Annotated in this window: 20 protein-coding genes; 13 read left to right on the top strand and 7 right to left on the bottom strand. The window is 66.5% G+C overall.

Features of this window, described 5'->3' with window-relative positions; translation table 11 throughout:
- The first annotated feature begins 77 nt into the window (after window positions 1-77).
- Together CR156_RS13845 and CR156_RS13840 are read left to right on the top strand one after the other, a co-directional pair.
- Window positions 78-3,623: a sensor histidine kinase gene (locus CR156_RS13845; protein ID WP_100553247.1), complete on the top strand. Its 3,546-nt coding sequence runs from the start codon at window positions 78-80 to the stop codon at window positions 3,621-3,623.
- A 96-nt stretch (window positions 3,624-3,719) separates the two neighbouring features.
- Window positions 3,720-7,250 (top strand): hybrid sensor histidine kinase/response regulator, encoded by a 3,531-nt coding sequence (locus CR156_RS13840; RefSeq protein ID WP_100553246.1) that lies wholly within the window; start codon window positions 3,720-3,722, stop codon window positions 7,248-7,250.
- A gap of 566 nt (window positions 7,251-7,816) precedes the next feature.
- Here CR156_RS13840 and mdtD read toward each other — a convergent pair.
- The 5 genes from mdtD to CR156_RS13805 form a co-directional block, all read right to left on the bottom strand.
- On the bottom strand, window positions 7,817-9,226 hold the full coding sequence (mdtD, locus tag CR156_RS13825; RefSeq protein WP_100553245.1) for a multidrug transporter subunit MdtD: 1,410 nt from the start codon (window positions 9,224-9,226) through the stop codon (window positions 7,817-7,819).
- Window positions 9,227-9,317: 91 nt separating this feature from the next.
- A complete protein-coding gene (gene hemE / locus CR156_RS13820; RefSeq protein WP_032951968.1) occupies window positions 9,318-10,400 on the bottom strand; it encodes a uroporphyrinogen decarboxylase in 1,083 nt (360 codons plus the stop codon).
- A gap of 28 nt (window positions 10,401-10,428) precedes the next feature.
- Window positions 10,429-10,668, bottom strand: coding sequence for a WGR domain-containing protein (locus CR156_RS13815; RefSeq protein WP_099818886.1), 240 nt, complete (start codon window positions 10,666-10,668; stop codon window positions 10,429-10,431).
- Between the two features lie 122 nt (window positions 10,669-10,790).
- Window positions 10,791-11,903 (bottom strand): 3-dehydroquinate synthase, encoded by a 1,113-nt coding sequence (gene aroB / locus CR156_RS13810; protein ID WP_100553244.1) that lies wholly within the window; start codon window positions 11,901-11,903, stop codon window positions 10,791-10,793.
- Window positions 11,900-12,442: a shikimate kinase gene (locus tag CR156_RS13805; RefSeq protein WP_100553243.1), complete on the bottom strand. Its 543-nt coding sequence runs from the start codon at window positions 12,440-12,442 to the stop codon at window positions 11,900-11,902. The genes aroB and CR156_RS13805 overlap by 4 nt, the downstream gene beginning before the upstream one ends.
- Window positions 12,443-12,540: 98 nt before the next feature.
- Here CR156_RS13805 and CR156_RS13800 point away from each other — a divergent pair, with 98 nt between their 5' ends.
- Window positions 12,541-12,744: a dodecin family protein gene (locus CR156_RS13800; protein ID WP_049465447.1), complete on the top strand. Its 204-nt coding sequence runs from the start codon at window positions 12,541-12,543 to the stop codon at window positions 12,742-12,744.
- Between the two features lie 6 nt (window positions 12,745-12,750).
- Here CR156_RS13800 and CR156_RS13795 read toward each other — a convergent pair whose 3' ends face one another.
- Window positions 12,751-13,578 carry a kinase gene (locus CR156_RS13795; RefSeq protein ID WP_100553242.1) on the bottom strand — a complete coding sequence of 276 codons (828 nt, stop codon included), beginning with the start codon at window positions 13,576-13,578 and terminating at the stop codon, window positions 12,751-12,753.
- A 40-nt stretch (window positions 13,579-13,618) separates the two neighbouring features.
- Between CR156_RS13795 and pdxH the strand changes: the two genes are divergently transcribed.
- From pdxH to CR156_RS13780, 3 genes are all read left to right on the top strand, one after another.
- A complete protein-coding gene (gene pdxH, locus CR156_RS13790; RefSeq protein WP_089236475.1) occupies window positions 13,619-14,218 on the top strand; it encodes a pyridoxamine 5'-phosphate oxidase in 600 nt (199 codons plus the stop codon).
- Between the two features lie 187 nt (window positions 14,219-14,405).
- Entirely contained in the window at window positions 14,406-14,867 is a 462-nt protein-coding gene (locus tag CR156_RS13785) for a DoxX family protein (protein ID WP_100553241.1), read from the top strand.
- 33 nt (window positions 14,868-14,900) lie between these two features.
- Window positions 14,901-15,338 (top strand): SMI1/KNR4 family protein, encoded by a 438-nt coding sequence (locus CR156_RS13780; protein ID WP_243381830.1) that lies wholly within the window; start codon window positions 14,901-14,903, stop codon window positions 15,336-15,338.
- A gap of 26 nt (window positions 15,339-15,364) precedes the next feature.
- On the opposite strand, the gene prpR is transcribed toward CR156_RS13780, so the two are convergent.
- Window positions 15,365-16,948 (bottom strand): propionate catabolism operon regulatory protein PrpR, encoded by a 1,584-nt coding sequence (prpR, locus tag CR156_RS13775; protein WP_100553239.1) that lies wholly within the window; start codon window positions 16,946-16,948, stop codon window positions 15,365-15,367.
- A 156-nt stretch (window positions 16,949-17,104) separates the two neighbouring features.
- On the opposite strand from prpR, the gene prpB reads away from it, so the two are divergent.
- The 7 genes from prpB to CR156_RS13740 all read left to right on the top strand — a co-directional run bounded on the left by prpB (window position 17,105) and on the right by CR156_RS13740 (window position 25,928).
- The gene (gene prpB, locus CR156_RS13770) at window positions 17,105-17,998 is read left to right on the top strand and encodes a methylisocitrate lyase (protein ID WP_089236473.1); all 894 of its coding nucleotides are present in this window, start codon (window positions 17,105-17,107) and stop codon (window positions 17,996-17,998) included.
- Between the two features lie 35 nt (window positions 17,999-18,033).
- A complete protein-coding gene (gene prpC, locus CR156_RS13765; protein WP_100553238.1) occupies window positions 18,034-19,191 on the top strand; it encodes a bifunctional 2-methylcitrate synthase/citrate synthase in 1,158 nt (385 codons plus the stop codon).
- Window positions 19,192-19,300: 109 nt separating this feature from the next.
- A complete protein-coding gene (acnD, locus tag CR156_RS13760; protein WP_100553237.1) occupies window positions 19,301-21,919 on the top strand; it encodes a Fe/S-dependent 2-methylisocitrate dehydratase AcnD in 2,619 nt (872 codons plus the stop codon).
- 103 nt (window positions 21,920-22,022) lie between these two features.
- Window positions 22,023-22,718, top strand: coding sequence for a hypothetical protein (locus CR156_RS13755; RefSeq protein ID WP_100554176.1), 696 nt, complete (start codon window positions 22,023-22,025; stop codon window positions 22,716-22,718).
- Window positions 22,718-23,062, top strand: a complete 345-nt coding sequence (locus tag CR156_RS23410) for a ribbon-helix-helix domain-containing protein (RefSeq protein ID WP_409349555.1) — start codon at window positions 22,718-22,720, stop codon at window positions 23,060-23,062. Before CR156_RS13755 ends, CR156_RS23410 begins: the two co-directional genes overlap by 1 nt.
- Window positions 23,063-23,140: 78 nt before the next feature.
- Window positions 23,141-24,319 carry a 2-methylaconitate cis-trans isomerase PrpF gene (gene prpF / locus CR156_RS13745; RefSeq protein WP_100553235.1) on the top strand — a complete coding sequence of 393 codons (1,179 nt, stop codon included), beginning with the start codon at window positions 23,141-23,143 and terminating at the stop codon, window positions 24,317-24,319.
- Between the two features lie 148 nt (window positions 24,320-24,467).
- A complete protein-coding gene (locus CR156_RS13740; RefSeq protein ID WP_100553234.1) occupies window positions 24,468-25,928 on the top strand; it encodes a bifunctional 2-methylcitrate dehydratase/aconitate hydratase in 1,461 nt (486 codons plus the stop codon).
- Window positions 25,929-26,004 lie beyond the last annotated feature (76 nt).

Genomic DNA, 26,004 nt, shown 5'->3' with positions numbered 1-26,004 from the left:
CGATGTGGCCGGAAACAGGCTGTTGCAGCGATGGCTGCAGCCCTGTGTGACAATCGGCACAGGACAGGGGGTTCAGGATGACGAGCGGCTGGCGCCGGTGGTGCCAAGGCATTGCAGGAGCAGGTCTGGTGCTGTTGGCGCTTTCCGCTGCAGCCGCGACCTTGGACATGGCCGGCGAAACGCCGCGCCTGCGCCGTTTCGGCGCGGCCGAGGGATTGCCCTCGCGCATGGTGGTCGCGCTGGCCGAAGACCGACAGGGCCGTGTGTGGGCTGCCACCGACGGCGGCCTGGCCCGCTATGACGGTGGTGAACTGCGGGTGTGGCAGCACGACCCGGCACAACCGGATTCGCTGCCCGGCAACGAGATCGAAACCCTGCTGGTCGACCCGCTCGACCGGGTATGGGTCGGCATCAACGGCAAGGGGCTGGCCCGCCTGGATGCCGATCGCGAGCGCTTCAAGACCTTCGATTCCGTCACCGACGGCTGCCAGGGACAGTTCTGGACGCTGGCCTATGCCGAGGATGCGCTATGGATCGGCAGCAGCAGCCATGGGGTCTGCCGCTTCGGCGAAGACGGCTCGCTGCGCCATTTCCAGCATGATCCGGCGCAGCCTGGCGGACTGCCGAGCGACACCGTTTTCAGCAGCCTGGTCGATGCGCAGGGACGGCTGTGGGTGGGAACCGAAACCGGCGTGGCGCGCTGGAACGGCCATGCCTTTGAAGCCGTGGCGCCGCGCGAACTGGCGGCAGTCAGCGTGCTGCGGCTGAGCCGCGATGCCGATGGCGCAGTCTGGGTCGGCACACAGAACGACGGCCTGTACCGCATCGATGCGCAGGATCGGGTAACGCGACCTGCCTGGGCCGACAGCGCCGGCCTGCGTTCGGCACTGGTGCTGCCCGACAGCCGCGGAGGCTACTGGGCGGGAACCTCCGATGGCCTGCTGCGCGGTGACGGCCAGGTGCTGCGCAAGCTGGAAGGCGACCGTGGCAGTGGCTTCCTGACGGGCCATAGTGGCGTGCTCGACCTGCTGCAGGATCATGAAGGAGGTCTGTGGGTCGCGTTGTTGACCCAGGGCCTGGCCTACCTTCCGCCAGACTGGCGGCGTTTTTCGACCTGGTACCAGCTTGATGGCAAACCGCTCGACAGCCAGTACCTGTTGAGCGCCGCCAGTGACGGTCGCAGCTACTACGTTGGCTCTGCCCATGGTGTCTACCAGATCGATGCGCAGGGGACGTTGAGGCTGCTGGCCAGCGACCGCGAGCTCGGCGGTGGCGCGGTGTGGTCGGTGCTGCCACGTCCCGATGGGCGGCTGTGGCTGGGCCGCGCGGGACGCATCAGCGTCTATGACCCGGCCACCCGTGCGCTGCGCGACTGGCGCATCGGCGGCGGCTCCGACCTGCGGCAGCGGATCGATCTGATGCGGCAGGCGCCTGATGGCACGGTCTGGGTGTCGGTGATGAATCTGGGCCTGCAGCAGCGCAGTGCCGAGGGCCGCCTGTTGCGCACTTTCGATGGCGCGACGCTGCGTGGCAACACCGATGCGCCGGTCGAACAGATCCGCTTCGATGCCACGGGGCGGGCCTGGGTGATGGGGGAAATGGGCATCCTGCGCGAGCAGGGTGACCGCTTCGAAGCGGTACCCGGCGTTTCCAGGGGCCCGATCTACGATCTGGTGTGGATCGATCCCCGGCAGATGTGGATCGCACGCCAAGGCGCATTTGAACGCTACCAGTGGGATGGCCTCAGCCTGCGCCTGATCCAGCGCGTCGATGCTGGCGCCGGCGTGCCGCCGGTCAGCATGGGTGGGCTGGCCCTGGCTGCGAACGGGCAGTTGTGGGCGACGACACCGCGTGGCCTGCTGCGCTGGGATCCGAAACAGCGTCGCCTGCAGATATTCAATGAGCGCGATGGCCTGCTCGATGCCGAATTCACCGGACGCCCGCCGGCGATCGATGCGGATGGCCGGGTGCTGGCCGTTACCCAGACCGGCATGGTGGGCTTCGATCCGAATGCCGCCGACGTCGAACTTCCGCCGTCGCAGCTGGTGATCGCGCAGGTGCGCGTGCGTCGTGATGATGCGCGCGGCTGGCAGCCCTTGCCGACCTCCGGCCTGCTGTTGCTGGGGCCCGATGACCGTGACCTGCAGATCGATGCGCGGCTGTTGTCCTATGCCAACCCGCAGGGCAACCGCTACCGGTTCCGCGTGGAGGGCTACGACCAGAACTGGGTGGAACAGGGCGGGGATGGCCAGCGTACGTTGTCGCGGCTGCCGCCCGGGGCCTATTCGATCGAGGTGCAGGCCGCATCGGCCAGTGGCCCGTGGACACCCTCGCAGCAGTTGCACATCAAGGTGTTGCCGCCCTGGTGGCGCAGCGGCATGGCGATCTTCGGCTACGTGATGCTGGGCTCGCTGTTGCTGTTGGCACTGCTGTGGTCGATCCGCAGGCGGCTGCGGCGGCGCCAGCAGTGGCAGTTGACGGTGCACAAGCAGCAGATCGCCGAGCAGGCATCGCAGGCCAAGAGCCGCTTCCTGGCGACCCTGGGCCACGAAGTGCGCACGCCGATGACCGGCGTACTGGGCATGAGCGAACTGCTGCTGGCCACCGAACTGGACCCGGTGCAGCGCAGCTATGCAGGCTCCATCCAGCAGGCCGGCAGCCATCTGCTGCGGCTGGTCAATGATGCGTTGGACCTGGCACGGATCGAGGCCGGCCGGCTTGAACTGGACATCCGGCCGTTCGACCTGGGCGCACTGCTGGCCCAGGTGCAGGCATTGATGCAGCCGATGGCACAACAGCGCAGGCTGGCTTTCCAACGCGGGGATGCACTGCCTGGCCCGATCTGCGTCAGTGGCGATGAGATGCGCGTCCGCCAGATCCTGCTGAACCTGCTGGGCAACGCGATCAAGTTCACCGAGCGCGGCCATGTCGGTCTGGCGGCGCGCCTGGACGAGGACGGTGGTGCGGTGACCTTTGAAGTCAGCGACAGCGGGCCGGGCATCAATGCCGAACAGCAGCAGCGCCTGTTCCACCGCTTCGAACAGGCCGATGGCCCGCGCACCGCCTCGCGTTATGGCGGCAGCGGGCTGGGTCTGGCGATCTGCCAGGAGCTGGCCGTGGCGATGGGCGGCCGCATCGATGTCGACAGCCAGCCGGGGCGCGGCGCACGTTTCGCAGTGCGGTTGCCGCTGCCATGGAGCCGGCAGCAGGCCTCCAGCCCTGGTGAGGCAGCGTCGCCGACCCTGCCTGCACTGCGCATCCTGCTGGTCGAGGACGATGCAACCGTTGCCGAGGTCATCGCTGGCCTGCTGCGCGGCCGCGGCCATGAGGTGGTACACGTGCTGCATGGCCTGGGCGCACTGTCGGAGATATCCACAGAGGGATTCGATGTCGGCCTGCTCGACCTCGACCTGCCGGCACTCGACGGCACCGCCATCGCCCGCCAGCTGCGCGCGATGGGCTACGAGCTGCCGTTGGTGGCCGTTACCGCGCGCTCGGATGCCTATGCCGAGACCCAGGTGCTTGCGGCCGGATTCGATGGTTTCCTGCGCAAGCCGGTGACCGGCGATCTGCTGGTGGCGGCGATTGCCCAGGCGCGCAATAAACGCCAGATCATCAGCTGAGTACGGCATCCTGCGGCGTGAATCCCGCAACTTTCGGTTTACCATGCCGACGCCCACGGCGTGGGCATCATCAACAGCAGCGTGAGGAGGCCATCGGTGGTGTATCTGCGGGCAGTGACGCTGCTGATGCTGCTGCTGTGCTGCCTGGCGCCCGCTGCCGCGCAGCCGGTGCCACCTTCGCCGCGGCAGGTCACCGTGTTCGATGGGTTGCCGTCCAACACCGTCAACCGCATGGCCGAAGACCGCTACGGCTACCTGTGGATTGCCACCAACGATGGCCTGGCGCGCTACGACGGGCGCAACTACCGCATCTGGCGTTCCGAGGACGGCCTGCGCGACAACCGCATCTGGAGCGTGCTGGTCGATGCCCGCAACGAGTTGTGGATCGGCACTGAAAATGCCGGCCTGGTGCGGATGTCGGCCGATCGCCGGCAGCTGCGCTTCTACGACCGCAGCAGCCAGCCGCTGATGGGCAGCAACACGGTCTGGAGCCTGGCTGCAACGCCGGATGGCGCGATCTGGTTCGGCACCCACGAAGGCGGCCTGTACCGGCTGGACAGCAATGATCGCCTGCAGCGGTTCCTGCCCGAAGCGAACAACCCGCGCAGTGTCCCGGCCGCGTCGGTGCCGTACCTGGCCACGCTTGCCGATGGCAGCCTGTGGGTCGGCACCAAGCATGGCGTGGCGCGCTGGACCGGCACCGATTTCGAACGCATCGGCGGCGACCTGGTGCCCAGCCTGCTGATCAATGGACTGACCGCAGAACCGGACGGCAGCCTCTGGATCAGCACGCTGGCCGGGGCCACGGTGCGCCGCCCGGATGGCCGTTTCGAATCCGTTCCTTGGACATTGCCGGCCGGCGACCAGGTGCTGGGCATGATGCTGCGCGACGAGCAGGGTGGGCACTGGCTGGATACGCGCAGCGGCCTGGGCCGGGGCATCGATGGACGGTACCAGACAGTGCCGCTTTACAGCGCCATCGCTCGTGGCCTGGTGCGGCCGAACTGGACCGGCGCCTATGAGGATCGCGAAGGCGGCATCTGGCTGGCCAGCACCAATGCCGGCCTGTGGCATCTGCTGCCGCGCTGGTGGCAGTTCTCGGTGTTCTCGCGGCTGGAGGATGATCCGTCCTCGCTGCGCAATTCCTATGTGCTGGGTACCAGCCCCTCCAGCAATGGCGGCGTGTGGACCGTCGGCAGCCATGGCGCGCTGGACCGTTTCAATCCGCGCACGGGCGTGATCGAGCAGCACCGCACTTTCGTCAATGGCATGCACTGGCTGACGTCGGTGCGCGAAGACCGGCAGGGACGGGTGTGGGTGGGTTCGACCGACGCCTTGATGCGCTACGACCCGCGCCGGGGCGAGCTGCGGCGCTGGGGCCGGGATGCCGGTGCCGACGCGACCATGGAAGGCAACATCGAGGCGATGATGACCTGTGATGGTGACAGCCTGTGGTTGATGCTGGCAGCGGGCCTGCAGCAGCGTGACCTGGATGGGCATGTGCGCCGGCAGCTGGACAACGGTCAGGATGGTCTGCAGGCCGGCCAGCTCAATCTTGACGTGGAATGCGGCCCGCAGGACCGGATCTGGCTGGCCAGCAGCCGTGGCCTGCTGCAGTGGCAACCGGATGCGCAGCGCTTCCAGCCGGTGCCGGGTGCGCCGGCCACGGCAGTGTATGCCCTGCACGTCGGCAAGGATGGGCAGATCTGGTTGTCCGAGGATGGCCGCCTGTCGCGGTATCTCTGGAGCCAGGGCAGGTTGGAACGGCAGGCGGTGGTGGGCACGGAGCAGGGCTATCCGGCGATTTCCGCCACTGGGCTGGTCGTTGACGCACAGGGCGTGGCGTGGGCCACCAGTGCCCGCGGCCTGGTGCGGGTGAGTGCCGATGGCGAGAGCGTACGCCTGTACGGGGTGCACGATGGGCTTCCCAGCCAGGAGTTCCGCGAACACACCCTGATTGCCTCCGCCGCTGGGCGCATGGTGGCGGGTACCCCCGCCGGTGTGGTGGTGTTCGATCCCGAGCAGGTGCGGCCTTCCACCCGGCGTGCGCCGCTGGTGATCGAGCGGGTGGAGGTGCGCCGCAACGAACAGTTGCTGGACCTGACCCATGACACGCCGCTGCAGATCGCCGATGGCGACCGCGACCTGCGTATCGTCGCGCGCCTGCTGTCCTTCGCCGATTCGGCCTCCAACACCTACCGCTACCGGTTGGCCGGCTATGACCCTGATTGGGTCGAGGTGGGCCCGGCAGGCGAGCGCCTGTTCTCGCGCCTGCCACCCGGGGCCTACCGGCTGGAAGTGCAGGCGCGCTCGGCCGACCACGTGTGGTCGCGGGTGCAGACCCTGGAATTCCACGTGCAGCCGCCATGGTGGCGCAGCTTGTCCGGGCTGCTGGTGCTGGCCTCGATTGCGTTGCTGCTGACCAGCTGGTTCGCCTGGTTGTACCGGCGCCGGCTGCAGCGCCAGCACGCCTACCAGCTCGCTCTGCACAAGCAGGACCTGGCCGAACACGCCTCGGCGGCCAAGACCCGGTTCCTCGCCAATCTCGGCCATGAAATCCGCACGCCGATGACCGGCGTGCTGGGCATGAGTGAGCTGTTGCTGGCCTCGCCGCTGGATCCGCAGCAGCGCGGCTATACCCAGTCGATCCGGCACGCCGGTGAGCACCTGCTGCATCTGGTCAACGATGCGCTGGATCTGGCGCGGATCGAATCGGGGCGCCTGGAACTGCAATCCAATGCGTTCGGTCTCAATCGTCTGCTGCAGGATCTGGCCGCGCTGATGGGGCCGCTCGCCGCGCAGAAGGGCTTGCGCTTCATCCTCGACAACCAGCTGCCTGCAGGGCTGCAGGCGACCGGCGATGCGATGCGGGTGCGGCAGATCCTGCTCAACCTGCTGTCCAACGCGGTCAAGTTCACCAGCCGCGGCAGCATCACGCTGCACGCGCGCTGCGAGGAAGGGCCGCGCGGGTTGCATTTCGAAGTGCGCGATACCGGACCGGGCATCAGCCAGGAGCAACAGCAACGGTTGTTCCGGCGCTTCGAGCAGGCTGACGGCGCGCGCACGGCCGCGCAGTACGGTGGCAGCGGCCTGGGCCTGGCGATCTGCCGCGAGCTGGCACTGGCCATGCAGGGCCGGATCCGCGTGGAAAGCCAACTGGGCAGCGGTACCTGCTTCGGTGTCAGCCTGCCGCTGCCGCTGCAACAGGGTGCGGCCAGCGACGGAGGTGCCGACAGTGATGCCGCTGCTGCCGCGGTCAACATGTCACCGCTGCGGGTGTTGCTGGTGGAGGACGATGCGACCGTGGCCGATGTGATGTGTGGCCTGCTCGCGACCCGTGGCCATGAGGTGGTCCACGCCGCCCACGCGCTGGCCGCACTGCGTGAGATCAGCGCAGGTGATTTCGATGTCGGCCTGCTTGATCTGGATCTTCCGGGCCTGAGCGGTTTCGAACTCGCCCAGCATCTGCGCAACCAGGGCTACACGCTGCCGCTGCTGGCAGTGACCGCACGTACCGACCCCGATCTGCAGCAGCAGGTGGAAGCGGCCGGCATCGGTGGTTTCCTGCGCAAGCCGGTGACCGGTGAGCTGCTGGTGGAAGCGATCGCCCGCGTGCTGGGGCGGTAGAAGTTCGGCAGGGCTGCGCCCTGCACCTGCAGAGGCAACAGCAACGGCCGAAGCAACAGCAACAGCTGGCTATCCGTGGGATGGCGGGGTGGGTCCGGTTCGGGGGACGCTGCAAGTACGTCCATGTAAGCTCGGTCGCGCCATCCATGGCGCTCACGCCCCCGCAACCGGACCCACCCCGCCTTCGACAGATTTCCGCGATCTGTCGGAACGGCGTTCTGTGTTGCTGTTGGTGGGTGTCGACCTTGGTCGACACTGTAGATCCACGCCATGCGTGGATGCTGTTCGTTCAATTGTCGAAATATTCTATCTCGATGGACATGGATTCACGCATGGCGTGGATCCATCAGCCACCGGAAATCTGTCGAAGGTGGGGCGGTGTCGGATTGCGGGGTGTCCGCGGCATGGATGCCGCGGCCAAGCCTACAGGGACGTACTTGCGGCGTCCCCGCAATCCGACACCGCCCCGCCATCCCACGGATAGCCCGCTGTTGCTGTTGCCGTTGCCGTTGCTGTTGCTTGCGCAGTGGCCTCTGCAGGTGCAGGGCGCAGCCCTGCCGAACCCACTACTCCGCTACGTGCTCGACCTCGCGCGGCTCCGGCTTGGTGTCGGGCAGCTGCCAGAAGATCAGCGTCGAGGTCAGGGTGATCGCGCCGACGCACAGGAACGTGGCGTGCAGCGCCGCCGTCGCGCCGTGGCCTTCCAGCTGCGTACCGAACGCGGCCAGCAGGCTGCCTGCAGCAGCCGCACCGAAGCCGGCGGCGAGCATCATCACCATCGACAGCAGGCTGTTGCCGGAACTGGCGAACTCACGATCCAGGTCGCGCAGGGTGACGGTGTTCATCACGGTGAACTGCAGCGAATTGACCGCACCGAAGAACGCCAGCTGCAGCAGGCGCACGCTCAGGTGCTGGCCCGGTGTCATCAGGATGAAGCTGGCCATCGCCAGGCCGACCAGCACGGTGTTGGTCATCAGTACGCGGCGATAGCCGTAGCGTTCAACCAGCTTCACCGCCAACTTCTTCGACACCATGCCCGCGGCCGCCACCGGCACCATCATCAGGCCGGCGTTCATCGGCCCCAGGCCAAGGCCGACCTGCAGCAGCAGCGGAATCAGCATCGGCATGGCACTGCTGCCGATGCGCGAGAACAGGTTGCCGAGAATGCCGATGCGATAGCTGGGCACGCGGAACAGCGCCAGCGAGAACAGCGGTGCGGTTGAATTGGCCGCGTGCAGCCAGTAGCCGACCAGCGCAGCCAGGCCGGCCACGGTCATCAGCATCACCAGCGCGTGCGGTGTGCCGAGCCCGGAGATGCCATCCAGCGCCAGCGACAGCACCACCATCGCAAAGGCCAGCATGGCGTAGCCGCGCAGGTCGAAACGGGTGCGGTGGCTGGCGTAGTGGTCGGGCATGATCTTCATCGCTGCGATGAAGCCGATGACGCCGATCGGCAGGTTGATCAGGAACACCCAGTGCCATGATGCGATTTCGACCAGCCAGCCGCCCAGGGTCGGGCCGATCAGCGGACCGACCAGTGCGGGGATGGCGATGAAGCTCATCGCACGCAGAAAGTCCTCGCGAGGCACCGAGCGCATCACCGCCAGGCGCCCGACCGGCAGCAGCATCGCGCCACCGATGCCCTGCAGCACGCGTGCGCCGACCAGCTGGTGCAGGTGCTGGGCCAAGGCGCAGGCCAGCGAGCCGAGGGTGAACAGGATGATCGCTACCAGGAAGGTGCGACGGGTGCCGTAGCGGTCGGCGATCCAGCCGGAGGCGGGGATGAAGGTGGCCACGGCCAGTGCGTAGCTGAAGACCACCGACTGCATCTGCAGGGGGCTTTCGCCGAGGCTGGCCGCCATCGCCGGCAGCGCCGTGTTGACGATGGTCGAGTCCAGCATCTGCATGAAGATCGCCAAGGACACCAGCCACAGCAGTGGGCGCTGGCGGGTGTAGGTCGATGGCGCTGTGGACATGGGGTGGGGCCGGTGCAACGTGGGGGCACCATGATCGCGCACTGCGGGTCACGGCGCGATCAACATCGCGCCGCGACTGCATGCGGAATGCTCAGCGTTGGCTGTGCGCGTGCACCGCGTCGACCAGCACCTGTACATGGGCCGGGTCCATGTCCGGCGACATGCCGTGGCCGAGGTTGAACACATGGCCCTCGCGCGAACCGCCATTGCCGGCGGCATAGGTGTCGAGCACACGTGCGGCCGCCGCGGCGATCGCATCGGGCGAGGCATACAGCGTGGTCGGGTCCAGGTTGCCCTGCAGGGCTACGCGCCCCCCGGTGCGGCGCAGTGCTTCATCCAGGTCCAGCGTCCAGTCCAGGCCGAGCGCATCGGCGCCGGTCTGCGACAGCGCTTCCAGGTGCAGGCCGGTGCCCTTGCCGAACAGGATCAGCGGCGTGCGCTCGCTGCCTTCGCCGCGCTCCAGGCCTTCGGCGATGCGCTGCAGATAGCGCAGCGAGAACTCGCGGTACATTGCCGGCGACAGCACGCCACCCCAGGTGTCGAACACCTGCAGGGCCTGCGCACCGGCGGCGCGCTGCGCGCCGAGATAGGCGATCACCGCGTCGGTGGTTACCTCCAGCAGACGGTGCAGGGCCTGCGGATGATTCAGCGCCATCGCCTTGATGCGCGCGAAATCCTTGCTGCCGCCGCCTTCGACCATGTAGCAGGCCAACGTCCACGGGCTGCCGGAGAAACCGATCAGCGGCACCTGGCCGTCCAGTTCGCGGCGGATCAGGCGCACCGCGTCCATTACGTAGCCCAGGTCCTGTTCCATGTCCGGGACCGCCAGCCTGGCGATGGCCGCTTCATCGCGCACCGGGTGGCGGAACTTCGGGCCTTCGCCTTCGACGAAGTACAGCTCCAGGCCCATTGCATCGGGAATGGTGAGGATGTCCGAGAACAGGATGGCCGCGTCCAGCGGGAAGCGGCGCAGCGGCTGCAGGGTGACTTCGCAGGCGATCTCCGGGTTCTTGGCCATGGCCAGGAAGCTGCCGGCCTTGGCCCGGGTGGCGCGATATTCCGGCAGGTAGCGGCCGGCCTGGCGCATCAGCCAGACGGGGGTGCAGTCCACCGGTTCGCGGCGCAGGGCGCGCAGCAGGCGATCGTTGCGGAGAGGGCTGGTCACAGTGGGCATTCCTTGGGCGAAAAGGGCAGCGGCGCAGTCAGTCGCCGTGCGAAAGAATCTGGAAGCCCCGATGCAGTTCGGCATCGCGGGCCTTCTCGTAGGCGTGGCGGGCTTCGTCGGCCTTGAGGTACAGCTCGCGCCGCAGCTGCGAGCGGGCGCCGACGCGGCCGGATTCGCGCAGCAGCTCCCAGCCGCCGAACAGGTCCGGGACCAAGGTCAGGCGCAGGAAGCGCGGTGCCTGGGCACCGTCGGCGGGTTGTTGCAGGTGGACGTGCATGGCGTCGATTGTAGCGGGGGTGGTGTGACCCCTGCCGCAACGCGGTAGTGCCGGCCGCTGGCCGGCAACCTCATGAAACCTCCCCGGTAGCACCGGGCCATGCCCGGCGAACGCGGAAGCGGTCAGCCTTCGCCCAGCACCTTCAGTACCGCCGCTTCATCCACATCCGGCACCACTTCGGCACGGCCCATGCCGCGCCACAGCACCAGGCGCAGACGGCCGGCCACGTTCTTCTTGTCCAGGCGCATGCGGCCGAGCAGGGCCTGCGGGTCCAGTCCGGCGGGGATTGCCACCGGCAGGCCCAACTGCTCCAACAGGGCCTGCAGGCGCACACGGTCGGCGTCCTCGGCCAGGCCCAGCTGGGTGGAGAGGCGGGCGGCCAGCACCATGCCCACCGCTACGGCCTCACCGTGGTTGAGCGCATCGCGCCCCGGTGCGGAGTAGCCCTGTTCGGTTTCGATGGCGTGGCCGAAGGTGTGGCCGAGGTTGAGCAGGGCGCGTTCGCCCTTCTCGAAGGGATCGCGCTCGACGATCGCCGCCTTGTGCCGGCAGCTGCGGGCGATGGCTTCGGCGATCACGGCATCCTCGCCGGCCACCAGGGCGTCGGCATGCTGCTGCAACCACTCGAAGAAAAGCGCATCACCCAGCGCACCGTACTTCACCACTTCAGCCAGGCCGGCGCGCAGCTCACGCGGCGGCAGGGTGGTCAGCACGCGGGTATCGGCGATCACCGCACGCGGCGGATGGAACGCGCCGACCAGATTCTTGCCGGCCGGGATATCCACGGCGGTCTTGCCGCCCACCGAGGAGTCGACCATCGCCAGCAGCGTGGTCGGCAGCTGCACGCAGTCGACGCCGCGCATCCAGCAGGCCGCGGCAAAGCCGGCAAGGTCGCCGACCACACCGCCGCCGAGGGCGAACACGCAGGCATCACGGGTTGCGCCGAGCGCAGCCAGCGCCTCGATGACCGAGCCGAACTCGGCCAGGGTCTTGGAGGCTTCGCCGGCAGCGAGCACGTGCTCACCCACGATCAGGTCCGGGCGTGCGGCCAGCAGGGTCTGCCTGACGGCATCCAGATAGCGCGGCGCAACCTCGCTGTCGCTGACCAGCAGCACATGGCGGCCGCGTACATGGTTGGCCAGCGCGGAACCGTCGGCCTGGGCGCCGGCGCCAATGGTGATGGAATAGGGGCGGTCGCCGCCAACGGCGACCTGCAGCAGGGCAGGGGAAGTCATGCAGTGGGGTCCTGTCGCTGCCAGTGCGTGGCCAGCTTGAGCACAAGCTGGGCGGTCGCATCGGCTGCAGTAAACGGGTCGGTATCAAGGGTGACATCGGCCAGGTCGCGATACAGCGGGTCGCGATGCGCGGCCAGATCCTGCAGTACCTGTTCGCGGTCCGGCCGCTGCAGCAGGGGGCGCGCCTTGTCGCGTGACAGGCGCTCCAGCTGGGCCGCGACGCTGACCCGGAGGTAGACGACAAAGCCACGCCGGGCGATCAGGGCGCGATTGTCCGGGTCGAGCACGGCACCACCGCCGGTGGACACCAGCTGGCCACGGCCGGCCAGCACCTGTGCCAGTGCCTGGCGCTCATGGGCGCGGAAGCCGGCCTCGCCGGAGTGTTCGAAGATCGTGGGGATGCTGGCCCCGGTCGCATCGACGATGGCCTGGTCGACGTCGACGAAGTCCAGCGTGAAGCGCTCGGCGAGGCGGCGGCCGATGCAGGTTTTACCGGCGCCCATCGGGCCGATCAGGATCAGGTTCGGAGCGGGATTCATGCCCTCTGATGCTAACACCTCCGTGCCTTGGCCTTTACGTTCTTCACGTCAGGGTGGAGGTTCCTGCGGGGTTTCCCGCGCCTGACGGAGTACCTGCCATGTCGGTTGCCAAGGTCATCGAAATCAATGCGTCCTCGCCCAAGAGCGTGGAGGACGCGGTGCGCAGCGGATTGAAGAAGGTGTCCGGGACGGTCAAGGGCATCCAGGGCGCCTGGATCAACGAGACCAAGGTGGTCACCGACGGCAACGGTGAGATCACCGAATGGCGGGTGAACCTGCGGATCACCTTCCTGGTGGAGTGAGCCTGCTCAGCGCAGCGCCTGCACTTGGCGCTGCGCATCCAGCACCAGCATCCGGTCGGCAATGGCCGGCAGCGCACGCAATGCCTGCCGGCTGACCCGCTCGTAGTACTGCACGAAGCGCTCCAGCTGCGGCCGGCTCATGCCGTGCCGGCCGGGCTGGGCCGCCTGCAGGTTCTGCTCCTGCTGCCAGCGCCAACGCGGCACCACCGAGAAATCCGGGGGCTGCAGGAACCACAGACGGTCGCAGCGCTGCCACAGCGCCGGATAGTCGCGGGCCAGCGCCTGGTTGCACCAGCGCCGCCAGCGGCCATCGGCATCGGCCTCGCGCTCGAGTGCGTTGAGGGGAGGGTCCAGTTCGGAAGCGTCCTGCGCCGGAGTGCCGAGGAACCAGCCCTCGAACACCAGCAGGTCCAGCGGCTTTTCGAGCTGCGGCCACTGCGCTTCGGGCAGGCGCTCGTCGGCCAGTTTGTCGAATCGGGGCAGGGCCAGCGGCTGTCGTGCGGCCACTGCATCCAGTACCGCATGCGCCAGCGGCAGGTCGTGGGTGCCCGGCGGGCCACGGGTGATCAACAAGGGATGTACCTGACGCGCCAGGCGCTGGCGCTGCGCGCGGGTCAGGTAGACATCGTCGATGGAGAGCGTTGCGGCGTTCAGGCCACGGGCATGGGCACGGGCGACCACCTGCGCGGCCAGCGTCGATTTGCCGCTCCCCTGCAGGCCGCTGATCGCCAATACTGGAACGGCTGTGCTGCTGCCCAGCGCGTCATCCAGCGCCTGCTCGACCACTGTTTCGGGGAATCCTTTCACCTGGGGCATGTACGCAGCAGCGACCATGCCGCCACAATAGCCCAAACCGTGTGAGAAGAATGCTGTCATGAGCGACCTGTACGCCGAAGCCCTGTCGACCTTTGCCGCCCTGTTTGAAGAAGCGAAACAGAGCCGTGAGGTGGAGCCCAATGCGATGACCGTGGCCACTGCCGATACGCAGGGCCGGCCGTCGGCGCGAACTGTGTTGCTGAAGGCGTTCGACGAGCGCGGCTTCGTGTTCTACACCCATCTGGACAGCCACAAGGGCGCCGAACTGCAGGCCAATCCGCAGGCGGCGCTGCTGTTCCTGTGGCGCAGCCTGCGCGAGGCTGGCATCCAGGTGCGCATCGAGGGGAGCGTGGAGCAGGTGGCCGATGCCGAAGCCGATGCCTATTTTGCCAGCCGTCCGCGCATGAGCCAGATCGGCGCGTGGGCCTCGCTGCAGTCGAAGACGTTGAACACGCGCGAGGAGTTCGACGCACGCGTGGCCGAGGTCGAGGCGCGCTTCGACGGCAAGGATGTGCCGCGCCCGGACGGTTGGAGTGGCCTGCGCGTGGTGCCTGACCGCATCGAGTTCTGGTACGGCGCGCAGTTCCGCCTGCACGAGCGCTGGTGTTATGAAGCCGGTGCCGAAGGGCGCTGGAGCAAGCGGCTGCTGTACCCGTAAGTCGGGGTGGTGCTCGGGCTGCTGTAGAGCCGAGCCCACGCTCGGCTGCTCCTTCGAGAGCATCAGCCGAGCATGGGCTCGGCTCTACAGAAATCTGCGTTTGTCGCTAATGGACTGGTCCGCTTCATGTGCGAGCAGGCAGGCCGCGGGCACACTCTCCGAAATGTCCTTGACTTCCGGAACTGCCATGCCCTCCTGGCATTGCCTGCTTGCCGTGCCTCCACCGCGCCGTGGCGTGGAAGCACTCCTGTTGCTGCTCGCGCGCATCGTGGCAGGTGTGATGTTCTGCGTATCTGGCTGGAACAAGGTGTTCACCGACGCCGGGCGCGAGCGCATGGTGCATACGCTGGTCGACGCGGGCATCCCATTCCCGGTGTTCAGCGCGCCGGTGCTCGGCGCGATCGAGTGGATTGCGGGCGGCCTGCTGGTGCTGGGCCTGCTGAGTCGGCCTTCGGCCCTGCTGCTGGCAGCGATCTGCGCGGTGGCGGCGCTGACCGATGGCGTCGCGCGCATTCCGGCCGGGTTGGGCATGCTGGATTGGCTGAGCTGGTTCTTCTATCTCAGCGAAGTGCCGTTGGGCGTATTGCTGCTATGGATTTCCGCAGTGGGCAGTGGCCTGTTTGCCATCGAAGCGCGCTGGAGGCGATGAAAATTGAGTGACACGAAGGCAATTGGAATGGGGATGGATGATGTGATCCAGCGTGTGAATCGCGCATGCCCGGATCGCCAGAATCTTGATTGCGCTTCGACGGCAGAGGCCATGCATCGTTTGGGCGTTGGACCTCGCTCCAATATGTGGATGTTCTACATGGCGATCAACGGCGCGCTGCCTCCCATGCACGGGAAGCTTGAGTTGTTGCGCATTGTTGGACCCGGAATTCCGAAGATTCCAGACCAGGCCGAGTACGTTCGGGATCGGTACGAGCTCCCAGCGGATTTTCTTCCGTTGTCATCTGACGAAGGTGAGGGGATGTATTTGTACGATGTGCGAACGGAAGAGGTGCATGACTATTACCTGGCTCGGCATGATCAGTTTCTTTCAGGTGAAGCCCCGGCCCGTTGGAAGAACTTCGTAGATTTCATCGTTTGGTACATCAACGATGATGATCGGGCGGCTTAGATGAAGCAGTCGGGCAAGCTCGACTTCTACAACCCCTCCGCGCGCAGCCACCGCCACAGCGTGGTGCGCGATACGCCCAGCGCCTGTGCCATGCCTTCGCGGTCATTGCGGTGTTCCTGCAGCAGCGCCTCCAGCTGCGCACGCGGCGGTCGCTTGCCGTTGCTTTCCACCGGTAGTGCCGCGACGCCTTCGTTCAACAGCTCCGGCGCCAGCTGCAGCAGTCGCGCGGCATCGATCAGCCCTTCACCGGGCTGCCAGTGGATGCGCAGCCGATCCACCAGATTGCGCAGTTCACGCACATTGCCCGGCCAATCGGCTGCGCCGAGCAGGGCCAGCGCTTCTGCATCCAGCGGTGCATCGATGCCGCGCAGTTCGCGGAAGAAGTGCGTGGTCAGCAGCGGGATATCGCTGCGACGCGCGCGCAGAGTGGGCAACGCGATGCGCAACGCGGCCAGCCGGTAATACAGATCGCGACGGAAGCTGCCAGCCGCCGCGCGCTGTTCCAGCGATTGCAGGGTGGCGGCGACCACGCGCAGGTCGACGGGCGTCGGTTCGGTTGCACCGACGCGCAGCACCTCGCGTTCTTCCAGCACGCGCAGCAGGCGGGTCTGCAACGGCAGCGGCAGTTCGCCGATCTCATCCAGGAACAATGTACCGCCGTCGGCGGCCTCGACCAGGCCGACGCGACCACCGCGCCGCGCACCAGTGAAGGCGCCATCGCTGTAGCCGAACAGTTCCGCTTCCAGCAGCGATTCGCTGATCGCGCCGCAGTTCAGTGCGACGAAGCGACCCCGTCGGCCGCTGGCCGCATGCAGCTGCCGCGCTACCAGTTCCTTGCCGGTGCCGGTCTCGCCGGTGACCAGTACGGTGCTGTCGTGCGGGGCGTACAGCGCGATCTGCGCGCGCACGTCGGCCATCGCGTTGCTGTCGCCGAGCAGGGCATGCGCATCGGCGCGCGGTGCGGCCCGTCGGCGCGTAGCCGGGCGCGCGTCCGCCGAGCGTGCCAGGGTCTGGGTCAGTTCCAGCGCGTGCTCGAACGCCTGCCGCACCGAATCGGCCGAATACAGCAGTACGCCGGGCAGGCCGGCCTGTTCGGCATGGTCGATGGCCATACCGGTGCCGACGATCACTTCGATGCCGTTGGCGCGCAGGTCGGCGATACAGTCGCGGGCGTCTTCGCGGGTGACGAAACGGCGATGCTCGATGTCCAGGCCGAAGCTCTGCTGGAAGCTGCTGAACACCGGCACGTCGCTGGCGTGGGTGACCAGCCCGATGCGTGGGGCGATGCGGCGTGCCCGAGCCAGTGCTTCCATCAGATCGAAACCGTTGGCCTGGATCGGCACCAGCGGCAGGTCCAGGCGCCCGCGCAACCAAGCTGCGTTGGAGCCGCCGGCGATCACCACGTCGCAGTGCTCGCGGCGCAGGCGCTGGCCGATCACGTCCACTGCTTCCTCGAAGCCGAGGTTGATCTGCTCGATGCGGGCGCGGCGGTCGAATTCGGGAATGACATCGCCCAGCAGGCCGGTCAGGCGCGAGACGCTGACGGTCCAGATCACCGGGCGGCCGGGGTCGACATCGGCATGGCGCAAGGGCGAGCGGGGCAGGTACATGGCGCGGGGATCGGGTGTGGCGATGTTTCATGATACATCTGTTTCAATGTTTCATATGTTTCGCCGGGGTTGGGCGGTCATCCCCGTGAAATCAATCGCTTGCAGGTTGGCACGGTGCTTGCGCTTACCTCCCTGTCCTTCAACCTGGATCGCCGCATGACCGCTTCCACCCCCTTCTCCGCTGGTGCCCGCTTCCGCGAGGCGCTGGCTGCCGAATCGCCGCTGCAGGTGATCGGCGCGATCAACGCCAACCATGCGCTGCTGGCCAAGCGCGCCGGTTTCCGTGCCATCTACCTGTCCGGCGGCGGCGTTGCGGCCGGCTCGCTGGGCCTGCCGGACCTGGGCATCAACACCCTGGAAGACGTGCTGGTGGACGTGCGCCGCATCACCGATGTCTGCGACCTGCCGCTGATGGTCGACATCGACACCGGCTTCGGCCCGAGCGCGTTCAACATCGCGCGCACCGTGAAGTCGCTGATCAAGGCTGGCGCGGCCGCCTGCCATATCGAAGACCAGGTCGGCGCCAAGCGCTGCGGTCATCGCCCGGGCAAGGAGATCGTCTCGCAGGGTGAAATGGTCGACCGCGTGAAGGCGGCTGCCGATGCCAAGACCGATCCGGACTTCTTCCTGATCGCACGCACCGACGCCATCCAGGTGGACGGCGTGGACAAGGCCATCGAGCGCGCCATCGCCTGCGTCGAAGCCGGTGCCGACGGCATCTTCGCTGAAGCCGCCTACGACCTGGAGACCTATCGCCGCTTCGTTGACGCGGTGAAGGTGCCGGTGCTGGCCAACATCACTGAATTCGGCGCGACCCCGCTGTTCAGCCGCGACGAGCTGGCCTCGGCCGGCGTGGCCATCCAGCTGTTCCCGCTGTCGGCGTTCCGCGCCGCCAACAAGGCTGCCGAGAACGTCTACCAGACGGTCCGCCGCGAAGGCCACCAGCGCAACCTGATCGACAGCATGCAGACCCGCGAGGAGCTGTATGACCGTATCGGCTACCACGCCTTCGAGCAGCAGCTCGATGCGCTGTTCGCCGCCAAGAAATAAGCAGTACCCTGCACCATCAAGTTTCGGAGGGAAACATGAACGATACGACCGCAACCCCGACCTTCAAGCCGAAGAAGTCCGTCGCCCTGTCCGGCACCGCCGCCGGCAACACCGCGCTGTGCAGCGTCGGCCGCAGTGGCAACGACCTGCATTACCGCGGCTACGACATCCTGGACCTGGCCAACACCAGCGAGTTCGAGGAAATCGCCTACCTGCTGGTGCACGGCAAGCTGCCGACCCGCGCCGAGCTGGTTTCGTACAAGGCCAAGCTGAAGTCGCTGCGTGGCATCCCGGCTGCGGTGAAGGCTGCGCTGGAAGAACTGCCGCCGTCGGCGCACCCGATGGACGTGATGCGCACCGGCGTGTCCGTGCTCGGCTGCGTGTCGCCGGAGAAGGACGACCACAACCATCCGGGCGCACGTGACATCGCTGACAAGCTGATGGCCTGCCTGGGCTCGATGCTGCTGTACTGGTACCACTGGAGCCACAACGGTCGCGCGATCGACGTGGAGACCGACGATGACTCCATCGGTGGTCATTTCCTGCACCTGCTGCACGGCGAGAAGCCGCAGGATTCGTGGGTGAAGGCGATGCACACCTCGCTGATCCTGTACGCCGAGCACGAGTTCAACGCCTCGACCTTCGCCTGCCGCGTCATTGCCGGCACCGGCAGCGACATGTACAGCGCGATCTGCGGTGGCATCGGCGCACTGCGCGGTCCCAAGCACGGCGGCGCCAACGAAGTGGCCTTTGAAGTGCAGAAGCGCTATGACAATCCGGACGAAGCCGAGGAAGACATCAAGGCCCGCGTCGAGCGCAAGGAAGTGGTGATCGGTTTCGGCCACCCGGTCTACACCGTGTCCGATCCGCGCAACAAGGTGATCAAGGACGTCGCCCGCGAACTGTCCGAAGAGCAGTCGAGCCTGAAGATGTATGACATCGCCGAGCGCCTGGAAACGGTGATGTGGGACATCAAGAAGATGTTCCCGAACCTGGACTGGTTCAGCGCCGTCAGCTACCACATGATGGGCGTGCCGACCGCGATGTTCACCCCGTTGTTCGTGATCGCCCGCACCGCCGGCTGGAGCGCGCACATCGTCGAGCAGCGCATCGACGGCAAGATCATCCGCCCGAGCGCCAACTACATCGGCCCGGAAGATCGCGACTTCGTGGCCATCGACAAGCGTTCCTGATCATCGCCACCGTCCTACTGCTGCATGCATCCGGCCGGCCCCGTGCCGGCCGGATGTTTTCGCCGCCGCATCGCCGGCACCCGGCCCGCCTCAAGTATTCCGCCAGCCCATGAATATCGACTATCGCAAGAACCTCCCCGGCGCCTCGCTGGACTACTTCGACGCGCGCGCCGCGGTCGATGCCATCCAGCCCGGTGCCTATGCCACGCTGCCGTATACCTCGCGCGTGCTGGCCGAAAACCTGGTGCGTCGCTGCGACCCGGCCACGCTGACCGACTCGCTGAAGCAGTTGATCGAGCGCCGTCGCGACCTGGACTTCCCGTGGTTCCCGGCGCGCGTGGTGTGCCATGACATCCTCGGCCAGACCGCGCTGGTCGACCTCGCTGGCCTGCGTGATGCGATCGCCGACAAGGGCGGTGACCCGGCCAAGGTCAACCCGGTGGTACCGGTGCAGCTGATCGTCGATCACTCGTTGGCGGTGGAGTGCGGTGGTTTCGATCCGCAAGCGTTCGAGAAGAACCGCGTCATCGAGGATCGCCGCAATGAAGACCGCTTCCACTTCATCGACTGGACCAAGCTGGCCTTCGAGAACGTGGACGTGATTCCGCCGGGCAACGGCATCATGCACCAGATCAACCTGGAGAAGATGTCGCCGGTGATCTACGTGCAGGACGGCGTAGCCTTCCCCGATACCTGCGTGGGCACCGACAGCCATACCCCGCATGTGGACGCGCTGGGCGTGATCGCCATCGGCGTGGGCGGCCTGGAAGCGGAGAACGTGATGCTGGGTCGCGCGTCGTGGATGCGCCTGCCGGACATCATCGGCGTCGAGCTGACCGGCAAGCCGCAGCCGGACATCACCGCCACCGACGTGGTGCTGGCCCTGACCGAGTTCCTGCGCAAGGAACGCGTGGTCGGCGCCTGGCTTGAATTCTTCGGTGAGGGTGCCGCCGCACTGACCATCGGTGACCGCGCCACCATCTCCAACATGTGCCCCGAGTACGGCGCCACCGCCGCGATGTTCTACATCGATGGGCAGACGCTTGATTACCTGCGCCTGACCGGTCGCGAGGAAAAGCAGGTCGCACTGGTCGAAAACTACGCGCGCAGCACCGGCCTGTGGGCCGATGACCTGGCCACCGCGGAGTACGAGCGCGTGCTGCGCTTCGATCTGTCGACGGTGGTGCGCAACATGGCTGGCCCGAGCAATCCACATCGCCGCCTGCCGGTATCGGAACTGGTCGAGCGTGGCATCGCCGATGCCGCCAAGCTGGAAGCCGGCAAGGCCGAACAGGCACAAGGCTTGATGCCCGATGGCGCGGTGATCATCGCCGCCATCACCAGCTGCACCAATACGTCCAACCCGCGCAACGTGATCGCTGCGGCGCTGCTGGCACGCAAGGCCAACGAACGTGGCCTGCTGCGCAAGCCGTGGGTGAAGTCGTCGCTGGCGCCGGGTTCGAAGGCGGTGCAGCTGTATCTGGAAGAGGCCGGCCTGCTGCCGGACCTGGAGAAGCTGGGCTTCGGCATCGTCGCCTTCGCCTGCACCACCTGCAATGGCATGAGCGGCGCGCTGGATCCAAAGATCCAGCAGGAAATCATCGATCGCGATCTGTACGCGACTGCTGTGCTGTCGGGAAACCGCAACTTCGACGGCCGCATCCATCCGTACGCGAAGCAGGCCTTCCTTGCCTCGCCGCCGCTGGTGATCGCCTACGCCATCGCCGGCACCATCCGTTTCGATATCGAAAAGGATGTGCTGGGCGTGGATACCGACGGCAACGAGGTGCGCCTGAAGGACATCTGGCCGAGCGACGCGGAAATCGACGCGGTGGTGAAGGCTGCGGTGAAGCCGGAGCAGTTCCGCAGCGTCTACAACCCGATGTTCAACGTGCGCGTGGAGCACGCTGCAAAGGTCAGTCCGCTGTACGACTGGCGCGCGCAGAGCACCTACATCCGCCGTCCGCCGTACTGGGAGGGCGCACTGGCCGGTGAGCGCACGCTGGCTGGCATGCGTGCGCTGGCGGTGCTGCCGGACAACATCACCACCGACCACCTGTCGCCGTCCAACGCGATCCTGGCCTCGAGCGCTGCGGGTGAATACCTGGCGAAGATGGGCCTGCCGGAAGAGGACTTCAATTCCTACGCCACCCACCGCGGCGACCACCTGACCGCGCAGCGTGCCACCTTCGCCAACCCGAAGCTGTTCAACGAGATGGTGCGCAACGACGATGGCAGCGTGAAGCAGGGCTCGCTGGCGCGCGTGGAGCCGGAAGGCAAGGTCATGCGCATGTGGGAAGCGATCGAGACCTACATGGAGCGCAAGCAGCCGCTGATCATCATCGCTGGTGCCGACTACGGCCAGGGCAGCTCGCGTGACTGGGCCGCCAAGGGCGTGCGTCTGGCTGGTGTGGAGGCCATCGTTGCTGAAGGCTTCGAACGCATCCACCGCACCAACCTGATCGGCATGGGCGTGCTGCCGCTGGAGTTCAAGCCGGGCACCACCCGCCTGACTCTGGGCATCGACGGCACCGAGACCTTCGATGTGATCGGTGAAAGGACGCCGCGCGCCGAGTTGCGCGTGGTCATCCACCGCCGCGACGGCCAGGACGTGATCGTGCCGGTGACCTGCCGCCTGGACAGCGACGAGGAATTGGCGATCTACGAGGCAGGTGGTGTGTTGCAGCGCTTCGCCCAGGACTTCCTGGAAGGCGCCAAGGTGGCGTGAGGCGGCTGGTAGCCGCCTTGTGTCGAGTTGCCGCCATGCTGGCTTCGGCCCGCATGGTGGTGGTCATGGAGGAGAGGGGTATTGCCCCATCTGCATGGGTTCTGTGTTCTACAACATCGCCGGCACAGTCAACACCGCCTTCATTCTGCTGAGCTTGTTGGGTGTGGGCGCGCAATGGCGGCTGGTGCGCCGCCGCCGCGGACGCACGGGCGCGACCGACAGCGCCACTGCGGTTCTATCGCTGAATCAGTTCACTGTCAGCTTCTTGGCTTACCTTTCTTTCTTCGTCTACGGATACAGCGTCACACCGTTCAATCACTTCATCGTCTGGCCGCGGTTGCTCGCGTCGGTGCTGGTGATGGCCATCCTGGTGGAGATATGGCGCGACCGCCGAAATCGCTCTGCCACGACGAGCCTACTGGCAGCCGCATTGCTATTGGTCTGCGCGCTGGCTGGTCTGGCTGGGGGCGATCGTCATGTGGATGAGGGCAGGGTGGTGGCCAGTGCGATGATCGTGGCCATCACCGCCTTGTTGGCGCAGGGTTACGCGCATCAGATCCTCCTGATCCTGCGCAATGGCCACACCGGTGCGGTGTCGCTACGGATGAGTCAGCTGATCCTGCTGATGGACCTGTCCACAATCGTATTTGCCTTCGCCATGGGCCTGCGGATGGGGTGGCCTTTGCTGCTGCTGGCGGTGGTGAGTGGCTGCACCAAACTTGTCATCCTGTATCTCTTTCGATGGCAGCAGGGGGTCGGTGCGCGGTCGCGGCGAAATCATGCTGAGGCACCTACCTGATGGCGATGTCCTCTGTATGCAAAGGCTGGCGCTTTCCGCCCTTGTCGTTGCCCCGAGGCCCTCGCAGACTGTCGCGTGACAGTTCTGCAGCGGAGGTCCGTATGGTCACTATCAGTGTGGTGCTGACTGATGAGCTCAAACGATTCGTAGACGAGGAAATTTGTGGAGAGGGCTATGCCAGCGCTTCTGAATACGTTAGCGACCTTATCCGCCAGCGTCGGCGGAGCAAGGCTGAAAGCCTGCTCCGCCAGTTGATCGCGGAAGGCTGGGCTTCGGGGCCTCCGGCTCCTCTGCCTCCGGGGCACTTTCAGAAACTGCTTGAGCGTGCATCGAATCGAAAATGAGGTCTGTAGAGCCGGCCTACCCAGGGTTGGCTTACGGCTCTCCAAGTATTCTTTCAACGCACACAGGAAATTTTATTCATGACCTTCCTCCCGCAACTCCGTATTCCCGCCACCTACATGCGCGGCGGCACCAGCAAGGGCGTGTTCTTCCGCCTGCAGGACCTGCCCGAAGCCGTGCAGGTGCCGGGCGCCGCGCGCGATGCGCTGCTGATGCGCGTGATCGGTTCGCCCGACCCGTATGGCAAGCAGACCGACGGCATGGGCGGCGCGACGTCCAGCACCAGCAAGTGCGTGATCATTTCCACCGCTTCGGTGCCCGACCACGACGTGGATTACCTGTACGGCCAGGTGTCGATCGGCACGGCATTCGTGGACTGGAGCGGCAACTGCGGCAATCTCAGCACCGCTGTCGGGCCGTTCGCCATCGCCAACGGCCTGATCGATCCGGCCCGGGTGCCGCGCGATGGCCTGTGCACCGTGCGCATCTGGCAGGCCAACATCGGCAAGACCATCATCGCCCACGTGCCGATGCGCGATGGGCAAGTGCAGGAGATCGGCGATTTCGAGCTGGATGGGGTGACTTTCCCGGCGGCCGAGATCCAGTTGGAATTCATTGATCCGTCCGACGATGGTGATGCTGGCGCGATGTTCCCCACCGGCAACCTGGTCGATACGCTGGACGTGCCGGGCGTGGGCAGTTTCGAGGTCACGATGATCACTGCCGGCATCCCGACCATTTTCCTCAACGCTGCCGACCTCGGTTACACCGGCACCGAACTGCAGCCGGCGATCAATGAAGACAAGGCGGCGCTGGAGCGCTTCGAGAAGATCCGTGCCTATGGCGCCTTGCGCATGGGCCTGATCCAGACGCTGGAAGATGCGGCCACCCGCCAGCACACGCCGAAGGTGGCTTTCGTCGCTCCGGCACAGGACTACGTGTCGTCCAGCGGCAAGGCGATTTCGTCTGCGGACATCGATCTGCATGCACGTGCGCTGTCGATGGGCAAGCTGCACCACGCGATGATGGGCACCGCTGCAGTGGCGATCGGTACCGCCGCGGCAATCCCCGGCACGCTGGTCAATCGTGCGGCCGGTGGCGGCGAGCGCGAGGCTGTTACCTTCGGGCATCCGTCGGGCACCTTGCGCGTGGGTGCGCAGGCGGCACGCGTTGACGGCCAGTGGACGGTGTCCAAGGCCATCATGAGCCGCAGTGCCCGCGTGCTGATGGAAGGCAAGGTGCGGGTGCCCGCCGAGTGATGGGCTGGTCGGCGGTGGCATCACATGCTTCGGTAGATGCCAACCTTGGTTGGCATGAAGAAGGCAGCGCCGGGTGAACGTCCGCGCCAACCAAGGTTGGCGACTACCGGGTCTGGCGTGGCCTGGCAAACCTACGAGGAGATCGACGATGTCCGAGAATCACACCCCATCCAACACGCGTGCAGCCTGGGATGCGCTGCTGATGGATATCGTCGACTACGTGCGTGACACCCGCATCGATTCGCCGCTGGCGTTCCAGACCGCGCATCACTGCCTGCTCGACACGCTTGGCTGCGGGCTGGAGGCGCTGTCCTTCCCTGCCTGCAGCAAGCTGCTGGGACCGCTGGTGCCGGGCATCAGTGTGACAAACGGCGCACGCGTGCCTGGCACTAACTTCGTGCTCGATCCGGTGCAGGCGGCCTTCAACATCGGCGCGATGGTGCGCTGGCTGGATTTCAATGACACCTGGCTGGCCGCCGAATGGGGCCACCCCTCGGACAACCTCGGTGGCATCCTTGCCGTAGCCGACTGGCTCGGCCGCAATGCGGCCGCGTTGCGACGCCCGCCGCCGACCGTGCACGACGTGCTGCTGGCGATGATCAAGGCGCACGAGATCCAGGGCGTGTTGGCGCTGGAGAACTCCTTCAACCGCGTTGGCCTGGACCACGTGCTGCTGGTCAAGGTGGCCACCACCGCCGTCGTCGCGCAGATGCTCGGGTTGGACCGCGAGCGCATGCTCAATGCGGTGTCGTTGGCCTGGGTGGATGGGCAGGCGCTGCGCACCTACCGGCATGCGCCCAACACCGGCTCGCGCAAGAGCTGGGCAGCCGGTGATGCGACCAGCCGTGGCGTGCGCCTGGCGCTGATGGCCGCCACCGGAGAGATGGGCTACCCCAGCGTGCTCAGTGCACCGACCTGGGGCTTCGAGGCGGTATCGATGCATGGCCAGGCGCTGACCCTCGGCCGCGCCTTCGGCAGCTACGTGATGGAAAACTTGCTGTTCAAGATCAGCTTCCCGGCCGAGTTCCACGGGCAGACAGCGGTGGAGGCTGCGGTCCTGCTGCACCATCAGCTGCGCGCGCTGGGGCGGAAGGTCGAGGACATCGAGCACATCGCGATCCGTACCCAGCAAGCCTGCATCCGCATCATCGACAAGCAGGGCCCGTTGCATAACCCCGCCGACCGCGACCACTGCGTGCAGTACATGGTAGCCATCGCGCTGCTGCATGGGCGGCTGGTGGCCGAGGACTACGAGGACGACATGGCGGCCGATCCGCGCATCGACACGCTGCGGGCGAAGATGGCCTGCCATGAAGACCCGCAGCTCAGCGCCGATTACCTGGATCCCGACAAGCGCAGCATCGCCAACGGCCTGAGTGTGCGTTTCAGTGATGGCAGCGCGCTGCCGGAGGTGCTGGTGGAGTACCCGCTGGGCCACGCGCGCCGGCGCGAGGAGGGTATCCCGCTGCTGATGGACAAGTTCCGCCGGCATCTGGCGCACCGCTTCCCGACTGCCCAGCAGCAGCGCATCCTGGCCGCCTCGCTGGATCCGGTCGCGCTGGCGGCGATGCCGGTGACCGATTATGTGGACCTGTACCTGCCGGGGTAGGGCGGGGCCCGTTCCGATGCTCCACCGGGCACCCGCGCTGGACCTGCTCTGGTAGATGCCAACCTTGGTTGGCACA

The sequence above is a fragment of the Stenotrophomonas lactitubi genome (assembly GCF_002803515.1).
GTDB lineage: Bacteria > Pseudomonadota > Gammaproteobacteria > Xanthomonadales > Xanthomonadaceae > Stenotrophomonas > Stenotrophomonas lactitubi.
This window is presented reverse-complemented; position numbering and strand designations above follow the sequence as displayed.